The organism is Formosa agariphila KMM 3901, assembly GCF_000723205.1.
In the GTDB taxonomy this organism is placed as follows: Bacteria; Bacteroidota; Bacteroidia; order Flavobacteriales; family Flavobacteriaceae; genus Formosa; species Formosa agariphila.
Window position 1 is genome coordinate 958,678 of the sequence record NZ_HG315671.1, and the last position, 18,382, is coordinate 977,059.

The following is an 18,382-nucleotide window of genomic DNA, read 5'->3' on the forward strand; positions in this document are numbered from 1 at the left end:
AATTAAACCATATTGAATGAAAAAGTTTTTAGTCGTTTTTGTCATGCTTTTAATGGTGAGTAGCCATGTCTTTGCGCAGAGCTATAAGACTCATAAAGTAAAACAAAATGAAAAAATAGAGGATATTGCCAAAGTATATATGGTAACGGTCGACGATATATTTACATTAAATCCTGATGCTAAAAATGGACTAAGACCTAATATGGTTTTAATTATTCCTAAAACAACAGTTCAAGCAGAACTTAATACGGTTCGTGAAATTACAAGTTACGAGCAACACCGCGTTAAACGTAAAGAAACGCTGTATAGTATTGCTAAAGCGTATAAAGTAACCGAGGATGATATTAAAAAAGCCAATGTTTTTTTATACTCAGAACCGTTAAGAAAAGGAACAAAAATAAGAATACCGGTTTATAGCACGAAGCAAGTTCTAGAAGAAGTCGCTACTGTGGTAGATATGACAAAACCTTATGTGGTGTTGCCAAAAGAAGGGAAATGGCGTGTTGCTTATAAATTTGGAATGACTGTTGAAGACTTAGAAGCTTTAAATCCAGAAATGGCTGAAGTTTTAAAAGTAGGAGACACGATTAAAGTACCAAATATTCCAGATAGTCATGAAAAATCTGTTGAAGACAAATACGACTATTACGAGGTACAACCTAAAGAAGGTTTTTACCGATTAAAAGTAAAATTAGGTTTAGAAAAAGAAGAACTTGAAACATTAAATCCAGGGTTAGAAGCATCAGGATTAAAAGCAGGAATGGTGCTTAGAGTGCCTAAAAATGTAGATAATGATGTTTCTGGAATGATATCAGACCATACTTTAGTTGCGTCAGATTTAACAAAAAGAGAATTTAATTATGGTACTAAACACCTAGCAGTTTTATTGCCTTTCAAACTTAAAGATGTCCCTTCAGATTCTATTCAGGGAACAATGAATCATGTTCAAAAAGATAGTTATTTAAACTTTTCTTTAGAGTTTCAATCTGGAGTTTTAATGGCTTTAGATTCGTTAAGGAAGTTAGGCGTTTCAGCAAAAGTAGATGTTTACGATACCGAAAATAAGACAAGTACCATTAGTGATTTAATCCGAAATAATAATTTCGAAGAATTAGACGCTGTAATTGGACCATTAACTCAAACAAGTGTAGAATATACAGCAGAAAAATTAAGTAAATTCAATATCCCAGTAGTATCACCAATTACTAAAACAATTAAGGTAACAGCTAACACGTTTCAATCTCGTGCAGCAGAAGGTCTACTGAAAAGTAAAGTTTTAAATTACTTTAAAGCGCGTGATAGCTTAACCAATACCATTTTAATTTTCGATTCTGAAAGTGAACCAAAGAGTGGCGATTTAAAATCTACATTTGTTGGTGCTTCAATAGTGCGTTCTCGAAAAGATAAAAAAGGAAAAGACGGACATTATATTCAGCCTGCAGATGTATCTAAATATTTAAAACCAGGTAAAAATGTAGTGTTTTTAGAGACTGAAACTGCAGGGTTTGCTTCTAACGTTACCAGTATTTTAAATTCATTAAATACAGAAGATATTCAAATTGTGTTGGCTACAACAGATATGAATAGTGCGTTTGAAGGTAGTGAAATTTCAAACCATCATTTATCTAATTTAAGATTTCATTTTGCATCCATTTCTAAATCGTTCGACGACGATGTAGAGAATGGTTTTATAAAAGCTTACAAAAAGGAATACGGATTAACACCAAACAAAATTGCCGTAAGAGGGTTTGATGTTACAATGGATGTTGTACTAAGATTAGTAACATCTACCGACCTTTATGCTTCTGTAAACGATGCACCATTAACCGAGTATATTGAAAATAAATTCGCCTATAAAAAGACACCTTTTGGTGGGTTTTATAACGATACAGTGTACTTATTGCAATACGATGATTTAAAAATTGTTGAAGTAAAAGACTAAAAACAGATGACTTCTAAAGTAACTTATCTTGGCGATTTACGTACCGAAAATTTACATTTACAATCTGGAAATACATATGTAACAGATGCACCTGTAGATAACAATGGTAAAGGAGAAGCGTTTTCTCCTACCGATACGGTGGCAACAGGTTTTGCTAATTGTATGATGACCATGATGGGTATTAAAGCCAATGGTTTAGGTGTCGATATGAAAGGGAGTACAGCAGAAGTGACTAAAATAATGTCTGCAGATCCTAGACGAATTTCTAAAATTGAAGTTGTGTTTAGTTTTCCTTTCAGCACAGATGATAAAACACGGAAAATTTTAGAACATACTGCAAAAACTTGTCCTGTGCATTATAGTTTGCATCCGGATATTGAAAAAGTAATTACGTTTAACTGGAGGTCGGTTTAACGCCAACACAAGTCTTACACACAAATTAGAAACGGTATTATGGAACAACTTAATGGAGATGTTTTAATTGAGTTGGCTTACACCAAAATGCCCTATGGTAAATATAAAGATCGATTTCTTATCGATTTACCCGAGTTCTATGTGGTTTGGTATAATAATAAAGGTTTTCCAAAAGGTAAGCTAGGCGATCAATTGCGTATGGTTTACGAACTAAAATTGAATGGCCTTGAAGATCTTATTCGTAATATAAAACAAAAGTATCCAAACCCTAAAACGCGTTAATACTTCTGTTGTATTTATTTTAATGTTCAGTTTTATTGAAAATTCTCAATTCTGTCTGTTTAAATAGGGAATCGTATTACGAAGATTAAAGTATTTAATCGGCTACAGTTTTTCTTAGAATTCTATTCTGCAATGTTTACAACTTCAACTTTTAAAATAATTATTTTTATTTGATATTTAATAATTAGCTTAAAACGAATATGTTGACGCGTATTGGTTCAATTTATAGCGTCCTTAAAAATTGTTAGTGTTTTAATCGGAATTAAAATAGAGAAGCATACTTAATTCTCGATTGTTCTTTGTAAATTTGCCTGCGTTTAAAAGCGCATCATGACAACTACAACAAAGTATATTTTCGTAACCGGCGGTGTTACATCTTCATTAGGAAAAGGAATTATTGCTGCATCATTAGCAAAATTACTTCAATCTCAAGGTTACAGAGTAACAATTCAAAAATTAGACCCATATATTAATGTGGACCCTGGTACGTTAAACCCATACGAACATGGAGAATGCTATGTTACCGATGATGGTGCCGAAACCGATTTAGATTTAGGTCATTACGAACGTTTTTTAAACACACCTACTAGTCAGGCTAATAACGTTACTACAGGTAGAATTTATCAGAGCGTTATTGAAAAAGAACGTCGTGGTGAATTTCTAGGTAAAACAGTTCAGGTAATTCCTCATATTACAGACGAAATTAAAGAACGTATTCAAATTTTAGGAAAATCTGGCGATTACGATATCGTAATTACCGAAATAGGTGGTACTGTAGGAGATATTGAGTCGTTACCTTATGTGGAAGCTGTAAGACAGTTACGTTGGGATTTAGGCGACAATAATGGTCTTGTTATTCATTTAACATTAGTTCCATATTTATCTGCAGCGGGCGAATTAAAAACAAAACCTACGCAACATAGTGTAAAAACCTTAATGGAAAGCGGAGTTCAAGCAGATATTTTAGTGTGTAGAACAGAGCATAATTTACCTAAAGATTTACGCAGAAAATTAGCCTTATTTTGTAATGTTCGCGAAGAAGCAATCATACAATCTATAGACGCGTCTACCATTTACGATGTGCCAAATTTAATGTTAGAAGAAGGTTTAGATAAGGTTGTTCTTAAAAAATTAAATTTAAATAGTAGTGTTCCAGATTTAACACGTTGGAACGAATTTTTACAACGCCATAAAAACCCTACTACCGAAATTACTATTGGTTTAATTGGTAAATATGTAGAGTTACAAGATTCTTATAAATCTATTTTAGAAGCTTTTATTCATGCAGGAGCAGAGAATGAAGTTAAAGTTAACGTAGAACCAATTCACTCAGAATATATTAATGCCGATAACGCGAAATTAAAATTAGCACATTTAAATGGTGTGTTAGTCGCTCCAGGATTTGGAGAACGCGGTATTGAAGGTAAGATTGATGCTGTACGTTATGTAAGAGAAAATAATATTCCGTTTTTAGGAATTTGTTTAGGAATGCAAATGGCAGTTATAGAATTTTCTAGAAATGTTTTAGGTATTGCTGATGCGAACTCTACAGAAATGGATTCTAACACGCCAAATCCTGTAATTAGCATCATGGAAGAACAAAAGAATATTACCGATATGGGCGGGACTATGCGTCTAGGATCTTGGGAATGTACTTTAACCGAAAATAGTATTGCTAAAAAGGTGTATGGTTCAGAAATTATTGAAGAACGCCATAGACACCGTTATGAGTTTAATAGCGATTTTAGAAAACAAATTGAAGCAGCAGGAATGGTTGCAACAGGTGTAAACCCAAAAACAAATTTAGTAGAGATTGTAGAAGTGCCTACACATCCATGGTTTGTAGGTGTGCAGTATCACCCAGAATATAAGAGTACGGTTAAAAATCCACACCCATTATTCGTAGCGTTTGTAAAAGCGGCCTTAGAAAACAAGAAAAAATAAAAGTGCCACATTGTCAATAATTTAAAAGTGGTCACTTTTTTGAGTACTATACTCACACTAAGAAAGACTTCGCGTTTAGTCGAAAGATTTCTATTTATACTTAGAATGTAATTACATGGAAGAAAAGAAATTAGACCTGAATTCGGTCATAGGATTTATCCTAATCTTTGGAATTTTAATGTTTATGCTTTGGCAAAATCAGCCAACTCCAGAAGAGTTAGAAGCTCAGGAGCAAGCAAAACAAGAACAAGTTGAAGCAGAGAAGAAAGCTGAAATTAAAACTGAAACTTTTGAAACTTCAACCGAAGATTTTTCAGTAACATCGGCTACAGATTCTTTAAAACTAGAAGGTCTTAAAAACAAATTAGGAGCTTTTGCTTATTCTTCAACTTTACCTTCAGCTTCAAATAAGGAAACTAGAGTTGAAACTGAATTATTCGATTTAAAATTTAGTAATAAAGGCGGGTTCTTATCTGAAGTTCGTCTTAAAAAATTCGATAATTACGATTCTCTACCTGTATATCTTATAAAAGATAAAAACATTGGGTTCAACATTAATTTCGGAACTACAGATAGTCGTATTTTAAATACTCAAGATTTATATTTCGAGCCAACAATTTCTGAAAACGGTGATAACACTGTAGTTTCTATGAAACTTAAGGTGTCGGAATCTAAATATTTAGAATACCGTTACGAGCTTAAACCAGATAATTACATGATGGATTTCACCATCCGTTCTCAAGGTTTAAGCGATGTGGTTAACAGCTCGCAAGGTGTTAATTTAGATTGGAAACAAAAAATGATTCGTGGTGATAAAAGTGTGGAATACGAAAATCGTTATACACGTTTAACGTATCAGCATGATGGTGGTAAAATCGATAAGCTAAGTCCTACTAGCGACGACGACGATGTTGAAGAAGATGTTACGTGGTTATCTTATAGACAACATTTCTTTAGTTCAATTTTAGTATCAGAAAAGCCTTTTAAAACTGTTGATTTAATTTCAGAAAACTTATTAGAAAGTGGAGATGATGATGCTGAATTTACAAAATTATACTCGTCTAAAATTCCTTTAGAACTTCAAGGCGGAGAACTTAACGCGCCTTTAAAATTCTATTTCGGACCAACAGATAATACAGTTCTTAGACAATATGATTATAGTTTAGACGATAGTATTCCATTTGGTTGGGGTATTTTTGGATGGATTAACCGTTATGTATTTGTTCCATTATTTAGCTTTTTAAGTGGTTTGATGCCTTACGGTTTTGCTATTGTAGTTATGACTATTTTGGTGAGAATTGTAATGTCTCCAGTAACTTATAAATCGTATTTATCTCAGGCTAAGATGAAAATTCTTAAACCAGAGATAAACGAAATCAACGAGAAGTATAAAGATAATGCCATGAAAAAGCAACAAGCTACAATGGCGTTATATAGCAAAGCAGGAGCAAGCCCTATGGCTGGATGTTTACCTGGATTATTGCAGCTTCCGGTATTCTATGCGTTATTTCAGTTTTTCCCGTCGGCATTCGATTTAAGACATAAAAGTTTCCTTTGGGCAGACGATTTATCTTCTTACGATACGATTGCAGAATTACCATTTAAGATTCCGTTTTATGGAGATCATATTAGTTTATTCCCAATATTAGCGTCTGTTGCCATATTCTTTTATATGAAAATGACAACGGGACAACAAGCTGCATCTCAGCCAACACAAGAAGGTATGCCAGATATGCAGAAAATGATGAAATATATGATTTATTTCTCTCCAATCATGATGTTAGTTTTCTTTAATAATTACGCATCTGGATTGAGTTTGTATTATTTTGTATCTAACTTAATTACAATAGGAATTATGTTAGTGATTAAAAACTTCATTATTGATGAAGATAAAATCCACGCTAAAATTCAAGAGAATAAAAAGAAGCCTAAGAAGGAAAATCGCTTTCAGAAGAAAATGAAAGATATGATGGAGCAGGCAGAACAGCAGAAACAAATGCAAAATCGCAAAAAATAATTCAAAGCTGCCTTAATTGGCAGCTTTTTTGTTACTTGTAATTATTAAAAATTTTACGTTATACTAATATGAAAAATGTATTTGCCTTTTTATTAATGTGTGTTGTAAGTACAGTTATGGCACAAAGTGTAAATCAGTTCGATGCCAACGGAAAACGCGATGGTGTCTGGAAAAAGAATTTCGATAAAACTAAAGTGTTACGTTACGAAGGTCAGTTTTCTCACGGGAAAGAAGTAGGGACCTTTAAGTTCTATAAGAAAGTAGGAAATAAAGCTGTATTGTCTGCTGTTAAAGAATTTAATGCAGATAACGATATTGCTAAAGTTCAGTTTTTAACTTCTTCAGGTAAAGTGATTAGTAAAGGAAAAATGAATGGGAAGTTATATATCGGAGATTGGGTGTACTACCATAAAAACTCTGATAAAATTATGATTACCGAATTTTATAATGAAAACGGAAAACTTGAAGGCGAACGCTTAGTGTATTACGACAACGGAAAACTTGCCGAACGTGCCTTCTATAAAAATGGTTTATTAAACGGAACATCGACCTGGTATTCCGAAGAAGAGATTGTGCTTAAAGAGTTTAATTATGTTAACGATAAGTTGCAAGGGATGTCTAAATACTACGACTTAGAAGGAAAATTATTAGCAGAAGGCGCTTTTAAAAACGATAAAAAAGATGGGATCTGGAATTTCTATAAAAATGGAGAATTAGACGATACCAAGGATTTTACTAATTATAGTAATAATCCATACAAACAATAATAGATTTATAAGATAAGCTGAATTAGATGTTTTCTATTTAGTAAATTTTATTCCCTTAATGCATGTATTTGCATGATTAAATTTTAAAGCATGAAACGAGTAATTGTTGGACTTTCGGGTGGTGTAGATTCTAGTGTTGCAGCGTATTTATTACAGCAACAAGGCTATGAAGTTATCGGACTTTTTATGAAAAATTGGCACGATGACTCTGTTACCATTTCAGACGAATGTCCGTGGTTAGACGATAGCAACGACGCCATGTTGGTTGCCGAAAAATTAGGTATTCCTTTTCAAACTGTCGATTTAAGCGAACAGTATAAAGAACGCATCGTCGATTATATGTTTAAGGAATACGAAAATGGTCGTACTCCAAACCCAGATGTGCTTTGTAATCGAGAGATTAAGTTTGATGTATTTATGAAAATTGCATTAGACTTAGGCGCAGATTACGTTGCAACAGGACATTACTGTAGAAGAGGTGTAACTAATGAAGGCGGAGAAGAAACCTACCAACTTTTGGCAGGTGCAGATGGGAATAAAGACCAATCGTATTTTTTATGCCAATTATCACAGGAACAATTATCTAAAGCGTTATTTCCAATTGGCGAATTAATTAAGCCTGAAGTACGTAAAATTGCTGCCGAATTAGATTTAGTAACTGCAGAGAAGAAAGATTCTCAAGGCTTATGTTTTATTGGTAAAGTACGTTTACCAGAATTTCTTCAACAACAATTAAAACCAAAAGAAGGGGTTATTGTAGAGATTGATAAAGACAATGATTTATATAAAAATACACAGACCACATTTGCATCAAAATTAGATGAACTTGAATACTTAACTACAAAAAAAGTATATGCCGTTACCGACGGAAAAATTGTGGGTAAACATCAAGGAGCACATTATTTTACTAAAGGTCAGCGTAAAGGTTTAGGTGTTGGTGGTACAGTAGAGCCTTTATTTGTTATCGATACCGATGTTACTGAAAATGTGATTTATACAGGTCAGGGGCATGCGCATCCTGGATTATTTAAATCGGCACTTTTTGTAACAAACGAAGAGGAACATTGGATTCGTGAAGATTTACAATTAGATAGTGGCAAAACTATGGATGTTATGGCACGAATCCGCTATAGACAACCTTTACAAAAAGCAAAATTATATAAAGTTGACAGTGGATTATATGTGGAGTTTGAAGACCCGCAATCTGCTATTACCGAAGGACAATTTGTAGCGTGGTACTTAGAAGATGAATTAGTAGGTTCAGGAGTTATTTCTTAACTTGTGGAAGCATAAACAATACTATATGGCTTCAAAATTACTGTTTTTACTTTTTATTTGTGTTCAGCTACAGGTTTATGGGCAACAAGATGCTTGGGTTTATTTTTCTGATAAAGAGAATGTAGAGACTTCCCTTGCTAATCCTATAACTATTTTAAGTCAGAAAGCAATTGATAGAAAACAGCGTCATGGTGTTATTATAGATGCTCGAGATGTTCCTGTTAACGCAACGTATATTACAGCACTAAAGGCTCAAGAAAATATTTTAGTATTAGCGAAATCGAAATGGTTTAATGCCGTTCATGTTCGCGGCAGTGAAGTTGCTATAACGGCCTTGTTAAATTTCCCGTTTGTGTCTGAAATTAGCTTTGCGGATAAAACCTTAGCTGCAACGAATAAAAGCCAAAACGAAGAAACGTTCTCTGAAGTCGCTTCTGTGTCAGAATTTGTATACGGAAATACACTGAATCAGGTTGAAATGATTCACGTTAATACTTTACATGAAAACGATTATACAGGAGTAGGAATAACAATTGCCGTTTTAGACTCAGGTTTTCCTAATGTAAATACTATTGGGGCATTTCAAAATTTAAGAAACAATAATAACCTTCTTGGTAGCTACGATTTTGTGGAAAGAGATAACGATGTGTATGCCGATACTCAAGACGAACATGGTACTTGGGTGTTAAGTACTATGGCAGGTTATATTGAAAATGAATTTGTTGGTACAGCTCCAGATGCCTCGTATTATTTATTTAGAACAGAAGATGGTGCTAGCGAAAATCCTGTAGAGGAAAGCTTATGGGTTGAAGCTGCAGAACGAGCCGATAGCTTGGGTGTAGATATTATAAACACTTCTTTAGGATATAAAACTTACGATAATCCGAATTATAATCATACAGATGCCGACTTAGATGGGCTGACTACTTTTATTACTAAAGGTGCATCTATTGCTTCCGAAAAAGGAATTCTAGTTGTTAGTTCTTCAGGGAATTCAGGAGCATCTGGAGTTGGTGCTCCAGCAGATTCTGAAGCCGTATTTTCGGTAGGAGCGGTTAATGCTTCAGGAGCTTATGCTTATTTTAGTTCGCAAGGTTCAGATATTCAACCCTCAATAAAACCAGATGTTACTGCCCAAGGTCTAGGTAGTGTTGTGGTAAGTAAAACAAATACAATTCAAACTTTAAATGGCACGTCATTTAGCTCTCCCATTATTGCTGGTGGTTTAGCGTGTTTATGGCAAGCATTACCAAATTTAACACATACAGAACTTAAGCAATTGGTAAGAGAATCGTCGTCTCAATATACAACACCAGATTATTTACTAGGTTACGGAATACCAAATTTAGCAACAGCATTAGGAGCATTAGGAATAGAAAATCAGGCGCAGGAGCTAGAATTGCTTATGTATCCAAATCCAACGACCAATAAAGTATATTTTAAAAAGGATGCTTCGTATACCGAACTCCATGTTGTAGTATTTAATGTTTTAGGAACACAGATTTTAGAACGTACTTTAAAACAGCAAGAAGCGTTAGATGTATCAACTTTTTCTGAAGGGGTATATGTGTTACAGATTTCAGCATTAGATAAGATAACGACAAAAAAACTTATAAAAATTAATGCAAAATAGAATCACTAAATTATTTGGGGTAACATATCCAATAATTCAAGCCGGAATGATTTGGAATTCAGGTTGGCGTTTAGCTTCTGCAGCAAGTAATTCAGGAATTTTAGGATTAATTGGTGCCGGTTCTATGTATCCAGAAGTTTTGCGAGAGCACATCCAGAAATGTAAGAAAGCGACAGACAAACCATTTGGAGTTAATATTCCGATGTTATATCCAAACATTGAAGAGCTTATGGATATTGTTGTTGAAGAAGATGTGAAAATTGTTTTTACTGCTGCAGGAAATCCCAAAACATGGACCTCGTGGTTAAAAGACCGTGGTATTATTGTGGTTCATGTGGTGAGTAGTGTAAAGTTTGCGTTAAAAGCACAAGCTGCTGGTGTAGATGCTGTAGTTGCTGAAGGATTTGAAGCCGGAGGACACAATGGGCGTGATGAAACTACAACGTTTACTTTAATACCTATGGTGAAGGAACAATTAGAAATTCCATTAATAGCCGCTGGAGGTATTGCTACAGGACGAGGCATGTTGGCAGCAATGGTTTTAGGTGCAGACGCTGTACAGATAGGTAGCCGATTTGTGGCTAGCGAAGAATCATCGGCACACACTCGTTTTAAAGATACTGTAATCACTACTAAAGAAGGCGATACACAACTGACTTTAAAAGAACTTGCGCCAGTACGTTTAATAAAAAATAAGTTTTATAATGAAGTGCAGGAGCTATATCAAAAAGGGACGACTGCAGACGAATTGAAACACTTTCTAGGACGCGGACGTTCTAAACGCGGAATGTTTGAAGGCGATTTGGAAGATGGCGAATTGGAGATTGGTCAGGTTGCAGGATTAATTCATAATATTCAACCAGTTTCAGAAATCGTTTCAGAAATTATAACCGAATTCGAACAGGCAAAGAGAAATATTTCGGCTTTATAAAATATTAATAAAAGGTAGTTATTAGGCTATTTTAAATTCTACCTTTGCGCAACAAAAATTAAAGCGTGCTTTTATCTCAATATACTAAAGAATTTAAATACAATTGGCAGCTGGCAGCGCCAGTAATGCTAGGAATGTTAGGACATACTTTTGTTAGTTTTGTCGATAACATTATGGTTGGTCAATTGGGTACGGCAGAACTGGCTGCAGTATCTTTAGGAAACAGTTTTATGTTTATTGCAATGTCTATTGGTATTGGTTTTTCTACAGCAATAACACCATTAGTGGCCGAAGCCGATACGGCTAACGATTTTGAATCTGGGAAATCGGCCTTTAAACACGGACTCATTTTGTGTACCATACTCGGTGTCTTATTATTTTTGGCACTCTATTTTGCCAAGCCATTAATGTACCTCATGAAACAACCCATAGAGGTTGTGGAGTTGGCAATCCCGTATTTAGACTTGGTGGCGTTTTCATTAATTCCATTAATTGTTTTTCAAGCCTTTAAACAATTTAGTGATGGCTTGTCTTTAACTAAATACCCAATGTATGCTACCATTATAGCAAATGTTGTGAATATTGTTTTAAACTACATGTTTATTTTCGGAAAGTTTGGAGCTCCAGCTTACGGTATTGTTGGTGCTGCATACGGTACTTTAGCATCTCGATTTATCATGGTCGCCTTTATTTGGTGGGTTTTAAAAGGGAACAAAAAGTCTACAGATTACGTTACAAACATTAAATTCTTTGTGCTAGAAAACAGCATGATAAAACGCATTTTTAACTTGGGAGCACCTAGTGCAATGCAAATGTTTTTTGAAGTAGGTATATTTACATCGGCTGTATGGTTAAGTGGTTTATTAGGTAAAAACCCTCAGGCAGCAAACCAAATTGCTTTAAACTTATCGTCTATGACTTTTATGGTCGCGACAGGATTAAGTGTAGCAAGTATGGTACGCGTTGGAAACCAAAAAGGACTCAAGAATTATCATGAATTAAGACGTATTGCATTTTCATTATTTTTAATGGGCACATTATTCGCCGTTTGCTTTGCATTGATGTTTATGCTATTGCGTACAGAATTACCTAAAATTTATGTAGATTTAAGCGATGCTGCAAACTTTGCCGATAACTCCGAGGTGGTTCATATCGCTGCGAATTTATTACTTGCGGCAGCTGTTTTCCAGATTAGTGATAGTATTCAAGTTGTTGTCTTAGGTGCCTTACGTGGCTTACAAGATGTAAAAGTACCTACTATTATTACATTTATATCGTATTGGATTATAGGTTTCCCTATTAGTTTTTACTTCGGAAAAGAAGAACAATTAGGAAGCTTTGGGATTTGGTTAGGACTTTTAGCAGGATTAACTTCGGCAGCAATTTTACTTTATTTTAGATTTAATTATCTAACAAAACAATTAATTTTACAAAAATAATTTTACAGATATGGAACTTCCAAAATTTATATTAGGAGACAACACCGACCATCCGAATGCAATTTTCGTTATTCATACAGAATTTCCAAGATTTATTATCAATTTGGAAGATGATGAAGTGGAGTGGTTTGAAGATTTTGATCAAGAAGATCAACGCGAAATCGAAATGGAAACAGAAGGATTAATTCAAAAAGCAACCGACTTTTACGATAGAGAAGTAGAGCGTTACGAAGAATAAAAATTATGTTCGACCAACTTGTAAATGCCGATGCAGAGCTGTTTCTGTACTTAAACAATTTAGGTTCCGAAGGATGGGACCCATTTTGGTTAATGGTAACAGATAAGCTGTATTCTATACCGCTATACGCTTTGTTATTATTTTTAATTTACAAGTATAGAGGTGTACAAACCTTGTTGGTATCTATTGTTGTAATTGTCTTAATGATTACATTTACAGATCAATTTACCAATTTAATTAAGCATACAGTAGAGCGTACAAGACCTTGTAGAACAGAAGGTGTTATGGAGTATATGCGTTTTGTAGCAGAGCGCTGCGGACGATTTGGATTCTTCTCAGGCCATTCTTCTAACTCCATGGCTGCAGCTATTTTTTCAGGCTTACTTTTAAAGCCCTATTATAAAAATCTAATTTATTTTTTAATTGCTTGGAGTATGCTTCTGGCATATAGTAGAATATATGTAGGCGTGCATTACCCTTTAGATATTATTTGTGGAATGAGTTTTGGAGTACTTACAGGCTACGGATTTTATAAACTGTGCTTATATATTTTAAAACGTAGAAATATATCTACTTTTTAGTTAGTATATAATACTCATTTACAAGTCTAGAGTTGTGCTTGCTAGATGATGCATCCGACATATTTATATCATAAGTTCTTACATATTCCATAGTGTAATGTGAACTTATTATTTGTTTATCTGCATCGGTTAAATCATGTGCTAGAAGTCCGAAGCGGTTTGCTTTAGGAAATTGAAACTGATTATTAGTTTTTTCAATATAAGGCACAATATCACCATACATCCATATCATTTCTGGTGCGACATAGTTTATGCCATATAGAGACATCTCTTTTTCTGTAACAGCTGTATGTAATTGTTTAATATCTGAATAATGAGACGGAACCATTGATTTATACAGCGGTAGCCCTACAACAAAAATGGCGGCGAAAAATAAAACCGTTAGAAAAAATACGTTTTTAATGGCTTTGTTTTTCAAGTTTATAAAAATGAATACACCAAGTGTTAACAGTACTATGGAAGCCAGTCCATATTGTATCCAGAATCCGTTTAAATTATCTTTCAAGCCTAAATAAGCAATAATAGGAAACGCCAGGCCAATAGTTGCAATCAATCCGAAATTAAAATATACAGGAAACGTTTCTTTTTTGTTTTGCAAAGTTCTAAAACGTTGAAATAAATAATCGATATAGAAACCTGTATTTATTGCCAAAGGAATTAAAACTGGCATAAGATATCTTGATTTTTTTTCTGGAATTACAGACAGTAAAATCACTGCAAAAATGGTCCAATAAAAACTGAATTTATACGCTTTTAAATTTCGTACTCTAGATTTTAAATAAGGAAAAAGCAAACCTATAAATGCTGGTATCGTCCAAATACCACTTTGGGTAAAGAAGCTCCAATAATAATAAAAAGGTCTTATATTATAACTGCCCCAATTGCTTGTTTCTTTAGTGGTAATGTGTGTAAATGTTTCAGGATCCATATATCTTACATATATAAACCACCAGCCCCCAATACCAATCATTAAAATTAATGCACTAAAAATAGAAAAGGTTTTAGGTCTAAAGGTTTTGAATTTATATGTAAAGCTGTAGGCCAATAGAAATGGTAAAAACAAGGCATATAACGAGACAGGTCCTTTACTTAAAAAAGAAAGTCCTAAACAAATTCCTGCTATAAGAGTATGTTTCCAATATTTGTTTTCTTTTTGAAAAAGGAGATAGAAATGATAAATAGCAATCGTCATAAATCCATGAGCATAAATATCCCAAGGCGCTTCAATAGTAATACCTACAATATAAAATGACGTAAACGCAATACACGCATTGACTAAACTGTGAACGTTGTTTTTTAAAATGACAAAAGATAATTTGTATATATAAACTCCAATTACCATAATCATGAAAACAGTAGGTAATCTAAGAGCAAAAACGTTTAGTCCAAAGACAGCCGCAGATATGGCCGATAACCATGTTGGTAAAGGTGGTTTTTGGTACCTAGCTTCACCGTTCATTGTGGTTAGTAGCCAATGGTTATCTGTAATCATTTCGCGAGCAGAAATAAAGTTTCTAGCCTCCATAATGGTGACTTGCATGACATGTAAATTTGGAAGCATCATAAGTGCTACCAATATACAAATGGCTGCAATGGGATGTTTTTCTATAATTTTAATCATGATATTTCTTTATTAAAACTAAATTTCGAATATAAATAATTGCGCCAAGTATATGTCCTGTAAATAACACGGGGTCTTTACGTAAAATAGCGTAAATTAAAATAAGAATTGAACCTGCTAAACTTAACGCCCAAAAACCAAATGGTAAGGTAGATTCTTTTTTCTTTTCGGAGTAAAACCACTGATAAATAAACCGTAACGTAAATACAATTTGAGATACTATTCCTAAGACTAATAACCACACCGGAATATCGTTGTTGTTAAATAATAACGTGATGTCTATTTTATTATTATTGTAATAATATATTACGATAAGTATAGGTATAACAAGTAAAAACCACTGTACAAGTTTCGGAAATTTTTTCCATTGGTTTTGAAGCTGAAGATTCCGTATATAAATATAGTAGGTTAAGCTTTGGCCTAACATAATGGCAAAATCTTGCCTTAAATATCCATACACAAATAAAAGGAATGAAGCTATTAAACTTAACGTCCAAAAAAGCGTAGGTGTAATAACTTTACGTTTTTTTTCCGACGTAATCCATTGTATTACTAATCTTGAAGAAAATAAGATTTGTGCAATAAATCCTATAGTGTATATAATCCAATTGCTCATTAACTACGGCTATCAATTTCGTAGTTAATATACTTCTTTTTCATCCAAATATATGCAAAACAGTCTACTAAAGGTCCAAGTAATCTGTTCCAGAGTCCAAATTTAGCTTCTCCAGCAATACGCGGAAAATGCTGCACAGGTACCTGAATAATTTTTCCATGCTGAAGTAATATCATAGCTGGTAAAAAGCGGTGCAGGCCTTTAAACATAGGAATACGTTTAGCGTAATCGGTTTTAATCACTTTTAAAGGGCAACCTGTATCGTCCATACCATCGTGCGTGAATGTTCTACGGATTCCGTTTGCAATGGTAGAAGACATGTTCTTTACAAACGAATCTTTTCTATTAGAACGAACACCTGTAACCAAATCGTACTCGCCAATATGTTGTAATAAAATATTGAAATCTGTAGGAGTGGTCTGTAGGTCAGAATCTATATACCCAACGAGCGGTGTATCGGTAAAATCGAAACCTGCTTTAATGGCCGCACTTAAACCTCTATTTTCTTTAAAATTTATAAAGGTAAATTCAGGGTTTCTTGAGCATATGGCTTCAATAAGTTCCTGACTGTTATCTTTTGAACCATCATTTACAAGTAGAATTTTGGTTTTTTTAGTCGCTATTTTAGCGTATGCCAATAGTTCTTCCTCAACTCGTAATAGGTTATCTTCTTCATTATAAACTGGTACTATAATGGTGAATTGGTAGTTCATAGATTATGCTTAGAGAGTACAAATGTATTCTTTTTTCTAGAAAAGTAATTTTTAACATTTAAAAATGTTAAAGTAACGTATGCTAAACCGTTAGTTCTATTTAAGCGGAACAGCAATTTTTACATCGTCCCAAGCCATGGTAAGGGCCAAATTATCGGTAGAATTATCGAAAGAAATAGTAAATTCTTCAACCGAGTTATTGAGTTTTTCTACAGGAACTTGCAAGTCAACCACATCAAAAGCGGGATCTCTCATGGCTTGCATGGTTTCATCTACGCCCCATTTATATTGCTTTTTATTAAAAATAACATGCCAAGTTGAGTCGTTAGGAATCGTCCAAAGCGTATATTTTCCTGCCGGCAAAGTGCTGTCTCCTATATTTAAGGTTTTGTTTGTTTTAAAAGTAGTTGCTTCGTTGGCTCCCGTTCTCCAAACTTCGTTATACGGCACTAAGCCTCCAAAAACTAATCGGTCGCGTTTAGATGGTCTGTTGTAAAATACTTCTAACTCTAAATCATTGAGTTTATATTCTACAGTGTCCTTTGGACTTAGTACTTTACTGAAAGCGTTTTTTTCAAAATATGCATATAGAAATACTCCAATTGCAACAAACAACAGAAGAATCATAACCCATTTTAAAAATCTATTCATAAAATAATTTGTATTTAGAGGATAAAGATACTTTAAAAGATACTGAACTTAAATACCCTTTAATTTAATTAATTCAATTTTAACAAGCCTTAGAAAAAAATATATTACTTTTTTGCAACACTTCAAAAAAAAGAACGTCTTTAAGCTGTACACTAACCAATATAACCACAAGTGAATTTATTTTCTATTGATCTTATAGAAGCATGTAAGCGGCATGACCGGAAGGCGCAATTGCAGTTATACAACCAGTACTGCCAAGGTATGTATAGTGTTGCCAAACGGTTTATTTCGAATACAGCAGAGGCCGAAGATTTGGTGCAGGATGCATTTATAAAGGCCTTTAGTAAACTGCATCAATTTAAAGGCGATGTCACTTTTGGAGCTTGGTTAAAACGTATAGTTGTGAATACGTGTATCGACGCACTTAAATCTAAAAAACATGATGTAGATGTTTTAGAAGAGGTGCACCTCAAGGTGGTCGATGCAGATACTCATGATAATTGGACGGTGGATGATGGTGTGACTCTAAATGATATAAAACGCGTTATAGAAACCTTACCAGAAAAGTATAAATATGTGGTGATGTTGTTTTTAATTGAAGGCTATGATCATCAAGAGATTTCCGAAATTTTAAACATTTCTGAAGTCGCCTCACGCACACAATTATCGCGAGGAAAACAAAAATTACAAGAACTTTTAAAAATGAAAGACTATGGCACAGGATATTAGAGATTTATTTGAAGCCGATAAAGCACATCAAAAAGACGACCGGTTGTCTGAAGGACATGAAGCACGTTTTTTAGAAAAGTTAAATGCGAGTTTGCCACAAGATCCGCCAAAATCTAAATTTAATTGGATGGCTATCGCGGCGAGTTTAGTGCTACTATTTGCGTTGAGCTATGGAGGATATACATTTTTTAATGCTGATCAAGTAATAGAAACACAACAGCAAGTTGTAGAAACCGAGGTAAAGCCAGTTGTAAAAACAAAAACCTTAGGCGATTTGTCACCCGACTTAAAGAAAGTTGAAGATTATTATTTGGCGAGTATTCATACCGAATTATCTAAGGTAGAATTGACACCAGAAAATAAAGAATTAATCGATGGTTACATTCAGCGTTTAGAAGAATTAACCAACGAATACAAAAAGTTATCTATAGAATTAACCGAATCTGGCCCGAGCGAATTAACCGTAAATGCCTTAATCGATAATTTAAAATTGCGTTTAAACTTGTTATACCGTTTACGCGACCAATTAAAAGAATTCAGTACCGATGCTATTGCCGATGAGGCGGTGGAACAATCTATTTAAAAA

General features: G+C 34.0%; 18 protein-coding genes. 14 read left to right on the forward strand and 4 right to left on the reverse strand.

The features are described from left to right. Positions 1-16: 16 nt before the first annotated feature. The 12 genes from BN863_RS04155 to BN863_RS04210 all read left to right on the forward strand — a co-directional run bounded on the left by BN863_RS04155 (position 17) and on the right by BN863_RS04210 (position 13,466). Positions 17-1,942 carry a PBP1 and LysM peptidoglycan-binding domain-containing protein gene (locus BN863_RS04155; RefSeq protein WP_038527830.1) on the forward strand — a complete coding sequence of 642 codons (1,926 nt, stop codon included), beginning with the start codon at positions 17-19 and terminating at the stop codon, positions 1,940-1,942. A gap of 6 nt (positions 1,943-1,948) precedes the next feature. Beyond that, positions 1,949-2,356 (forward strand): OsmC family protein, encoded by a 408-nt coding sequence (locus BN863_RS04160; RefSeq protein ID WP_038527832.1) that lies wholly within the window; start codon positions 1,949-1,951, stop codon positions 2,354-2,356. Between the two features lie 39 nt (positions 2,357-2,395). Then, positions 2,396-2,638, forward strand: a complete 243-nt coding sequence (locus BN863_RS04165; RefSeq protein WP_038527834.1) for a DUF3820 family protein — start codon at positions 2,396-2,398, stop codon at positions 2,636-2,638. Between the two features lie 330 nt (positions 2,639-2,968). Continuing rightward, the gene (locus BN863_RS04170) at positions 2,969-4,582 is read left to right on the forward strand and encodes a CTP synthase (RefSeq protein ID WP_038527836.1); all 1,614 of its coding nucleotides are present in this window, start codon (positions 2,969-2,971) and stop codon (positions 4,580-4,582) included. Between the two features lie 115 nt (positions 4,583-4,697). After that, complete coding sequence (gene yidC, locus BN863_RS04175; protein WP_038527838.1) at positions 4,698-6,599, forward strand: membrane protein insertase YidC; 1,902 nt, start codon at positions 4,698-4,700, stop codon at positions 6,597-6,599. A gap of 68 nt (positions 6,600-6,667) precedes the next feature. Next, the gene (locus BN863_RS04180; RefSeq protein WP_038527839.1) at positions 6,668-7,366 is read left to right on the forward strand and encodes a toxin-antitoxin system YwqK family antitoxin; all 699 of its coding nucleotides are present in this window, start codon (positions 6,668-6,670) and stop codon (positions 7,364-7,366) included. 90 nt (positions 7,367-7,456) lie between these two features. After that, positions 7,457-8,644, forward strand: a complete 1,188-nt coding sequence (gene mnmA / locus BN863_RS04185; RefSeq protein WP_038527840.1) for a tRNA 2-thiouridine(34) synthase MnmA — start codon at positions 7,457-7,459, stop codon at positions 8,642-8,644. A 25-nt stretch (positions 8,645-8,669) separates the two neighbouring features. Continuing rightward, entirely contained in the window at positions 8,670-10,277 is a 1,608-nt protein-coding gene (locus BN863_RS04190) for a S8 family serine peptidase (RefSeq protein ID WP_038527842.1), read from the forward strand. Next, entirely contained in the window at positions 10,267-11,208 is a 942-nt protein-coding gene (locus BN863_RS04195; protein ID WP_038527844.1) for an NAD(P)H-dependent flavin oxidoreductase, read from the forward strand. Before BN863_RS04190 ends, BN863_RS04195 begins: the two co-directional genes overlap by 11 nt. A 65-nt stretch (positions 11,209-11,273) precedes the next feature. Continuing rightward, a complete protein-coding gene (locus BN863_RS04200) occupies positions 11,274-12,647 on the forward strand; it encodes an MATE family efflux transporter (RefSeq protein WP_038527847.1) in 1,374 nt (457 codons plus the stop codon). A gap of 10 nt (positions 12,648-12,657) precedes the next feature. Next, positions 12,658-12,885: a hypothetical protein gene (locus BN863_RS04205; protein WP_038527849.1), complete on the forward strand. Its 228-nt coding sequence runs from the start codon at positions 12,658-12,660 to the stop codon at positions 12,883-12,885. A gap of 5 nt (positions 12,886-12,890) precedes the next feature. Further along, the gene (locus BN863_RS04210; protein ID WP_038527851.1) at positions 12,891-13,466 is read left to right on the forward strand and encodes a phosphatase PAP2 family protein; all 576 of its coding nucleotides are present in this window, start codon (positions 12,891-12,893) and stop codon (positions 13,464-13,466) included. On the opposite strand, the gene BN863_RS04215 is transcribed toward BN863_RS04210, so the two are convergent. From BN863_RS04215 to BN863_RS04230, 4 genes are all read right to left on the reverse strand, one after another. Continuing rightward, entirely contained in the window at positions 13,456-15,087 is a 1,632-nt protein-coding gene (locus tag BN863_RS04215; protein WP_038527854.1) for an ArnT family glycosyltransferase, read from the reverse strand. The two genes, BN863_RS04210 and BN863_RS04215, sit on opposite strands and share 11 nt — an antisense overlap. Next, a complete protein-coding gene (locus tag BN863_RS04220; protein WP_038527856.1) occupies positions 15,080-15,703 on the reverse strand; it encodes a lipid-A-disaccharide synthase N-terminal domain-containing protein in 624 nt (207 codons plus the stop codon). The genes BN863_RS04215 and BN863_RS04220 overlap by 8 nt, the downstream gene beginning before the upstream one ends. Beyond that, on the reverse strand, positions 15,703-16,416 hold the full coding sequence (locus tag BN863_RS04225; RefSeq protein WP_038527857.1) for a glycosyltransferase family 2 protein: 714 nt from the start codon (positions 16,414-16,416) through the stop codon (positions 15,703-15,705). The genes BN863_RS04220 and BN863_RS04225 overlap by 1 nt, the downstream gene beginning before the upstream one ends. Positions 16,417-16,512: 96 nt before the next feature. Continuing rightward, positions 16,513-17,067: a DUF2911 domain-containing protein gene (locus BN863_RS04230; protein WP_038527859.1), complete on the reverse strand. Its 555-nt coding sequence runs from the start codon at positions 17,065-17,067 to the stop codon at positions 16,513-16,515. A 171-nt stretch (positions 17,068-17,238) separates the two neighbouring features. Between BN863_RS04230 and BN863_RS04235 the strand changes: the two genes are divergently transcribed. Next, complete coding sequence (locus tag BN863_RS04235; protein WP_038527861.1) at positions 17,239-17,796, forward strand: RNA polymerase sigma factor; 558 nt, start codon at positions 17,239-17,241, stop codon at positions 17,794-17,796. After that, complete coding sequence (locus BN863_RS04240; RefSeq protein WP_038527863.1) at positions 17,780-18,379, forward strand: hypothetical protein; 600 nt, start codon at positions 17,780-17,782, stop codon at positions 18,377-18,379. Before BN863_RS04235 ends, BN863_RS04240 begins: the two co-directional genes overlap by 17 nt. Positions 18,380-18,382: the final 3 nt, after the last annotated feature.

Excerpts from the sequence above, each read along its gene's own strand:
- BN863_RS04225 (WP_038527857.1), bottom strand. The coding sequence starts at position 16,416 with ATGAACTACCAATTCACCATTATAGTACCAGTTTATAATGAAGAAGAT.
- yidC (WP_038527838.1), top strand. The coding sequence starts at position 4,698 with ATGGAAGAAAAGAAATTAGACCTGAATTCGGTCATAGGATTTATCCTA.
- BN863_RS04240 (WP_038527863.1), top strand. The coding sequence starts at position 17,780 with ATGGCACAGGATATTAGAGATTTATTTGAAGCCGATAAAGCACATCAA.
- BN863_RS04230 (WP_038527859.1), bottom strand. The coding sequence starts at position 17,067 with ATGAATAGATTTTTAAAATGGGTTATGATTCTTCTGTTGTTTGTTGCA.
- BN863_RS04180 (WP_038527839.1), top strand. The coding sequence starts at position 6,668 with ATGAAAAATGTATTTGCCTTTTTATTAATGTGTGTTGTAAGTACAGTT.
- BN863_RS04205 (WP_038527849.1), top strand. The coding sequence starts at position 12,658 with ATGGAACTTCCAAAATTTATATTAGGAGACAACACCGACCATCCGAAT.
- BN863_RS04190 (WP_038527842.1), top strand. The coding sequence starts at position 8,670 with ATGGCTTCAAAATTACTGTTTTTACTTTTTATTTGTGTTCAGCTACAG.
- mnmA (WP_038527840.1), top strand. The coding sequence starts at position 7,457 with ATGAAACGAGTAATTGTTGGACTTTCGGGTGGTGTAGATTCTAGTGTT.
- BN863_RS04220 (WP_038527856.1), bottom strand. The coding sequence starts at position 15,703 with ATGAGCAATTGGATTATATACACTATAGGATTTATTGCACAAATCTTA.
- BN863_RS04170 (WP_038527836.1), top strand. The coding sequence starts at position 2,969 with ATGACAACTACAACAAAGTATATTTTCGTAACCGGCGGTGTTACATCT.
- BN863_RS04215 (WP_038527854.1), bottom strand. The coding sequence starts at position 15,087 with ATGATTAAAATTATAGAAAAACATCCCATTGCAGCCATTTGTATATTG.
- BN863_RS04155 (WP_038527830.1), top strand. The coding sequence starts at position 17 with ATGAAAAAGTTTTTAGTCGTTTTTGTCATGCTTTTAATGGTGAGTAGC.
- BN863_RS04160 (WP_038527832.1), top strand. The coding sequence starts at position 1,949 with ATGACTTCTAAAGTAACTTATCTTGGCGATTTACGTACCGAAAATTTA.
- BN863_RS04210 (WP_038527851.1), top strand. The coding sequence starts at position 12,891 with ATGTTCGACCAACTTGTAAATGCCGATGCAGAGCTGTTTCTGTACTTA.
- BN863_RS04165 (WP_038527834.1), top strand. The coding sequence starts at position 2,396 with ATGGAACAACTTAATGGAGATGTTTTAATTGAGTTGGCTTACACCAAA.
- BN863_RS04195 (WP_038527844.1), top strand. The coding sequence starts at position 10,267 with ATGCAAAATAGAATCACTAAATTATTTGGGGTAACATATCCAATAATT.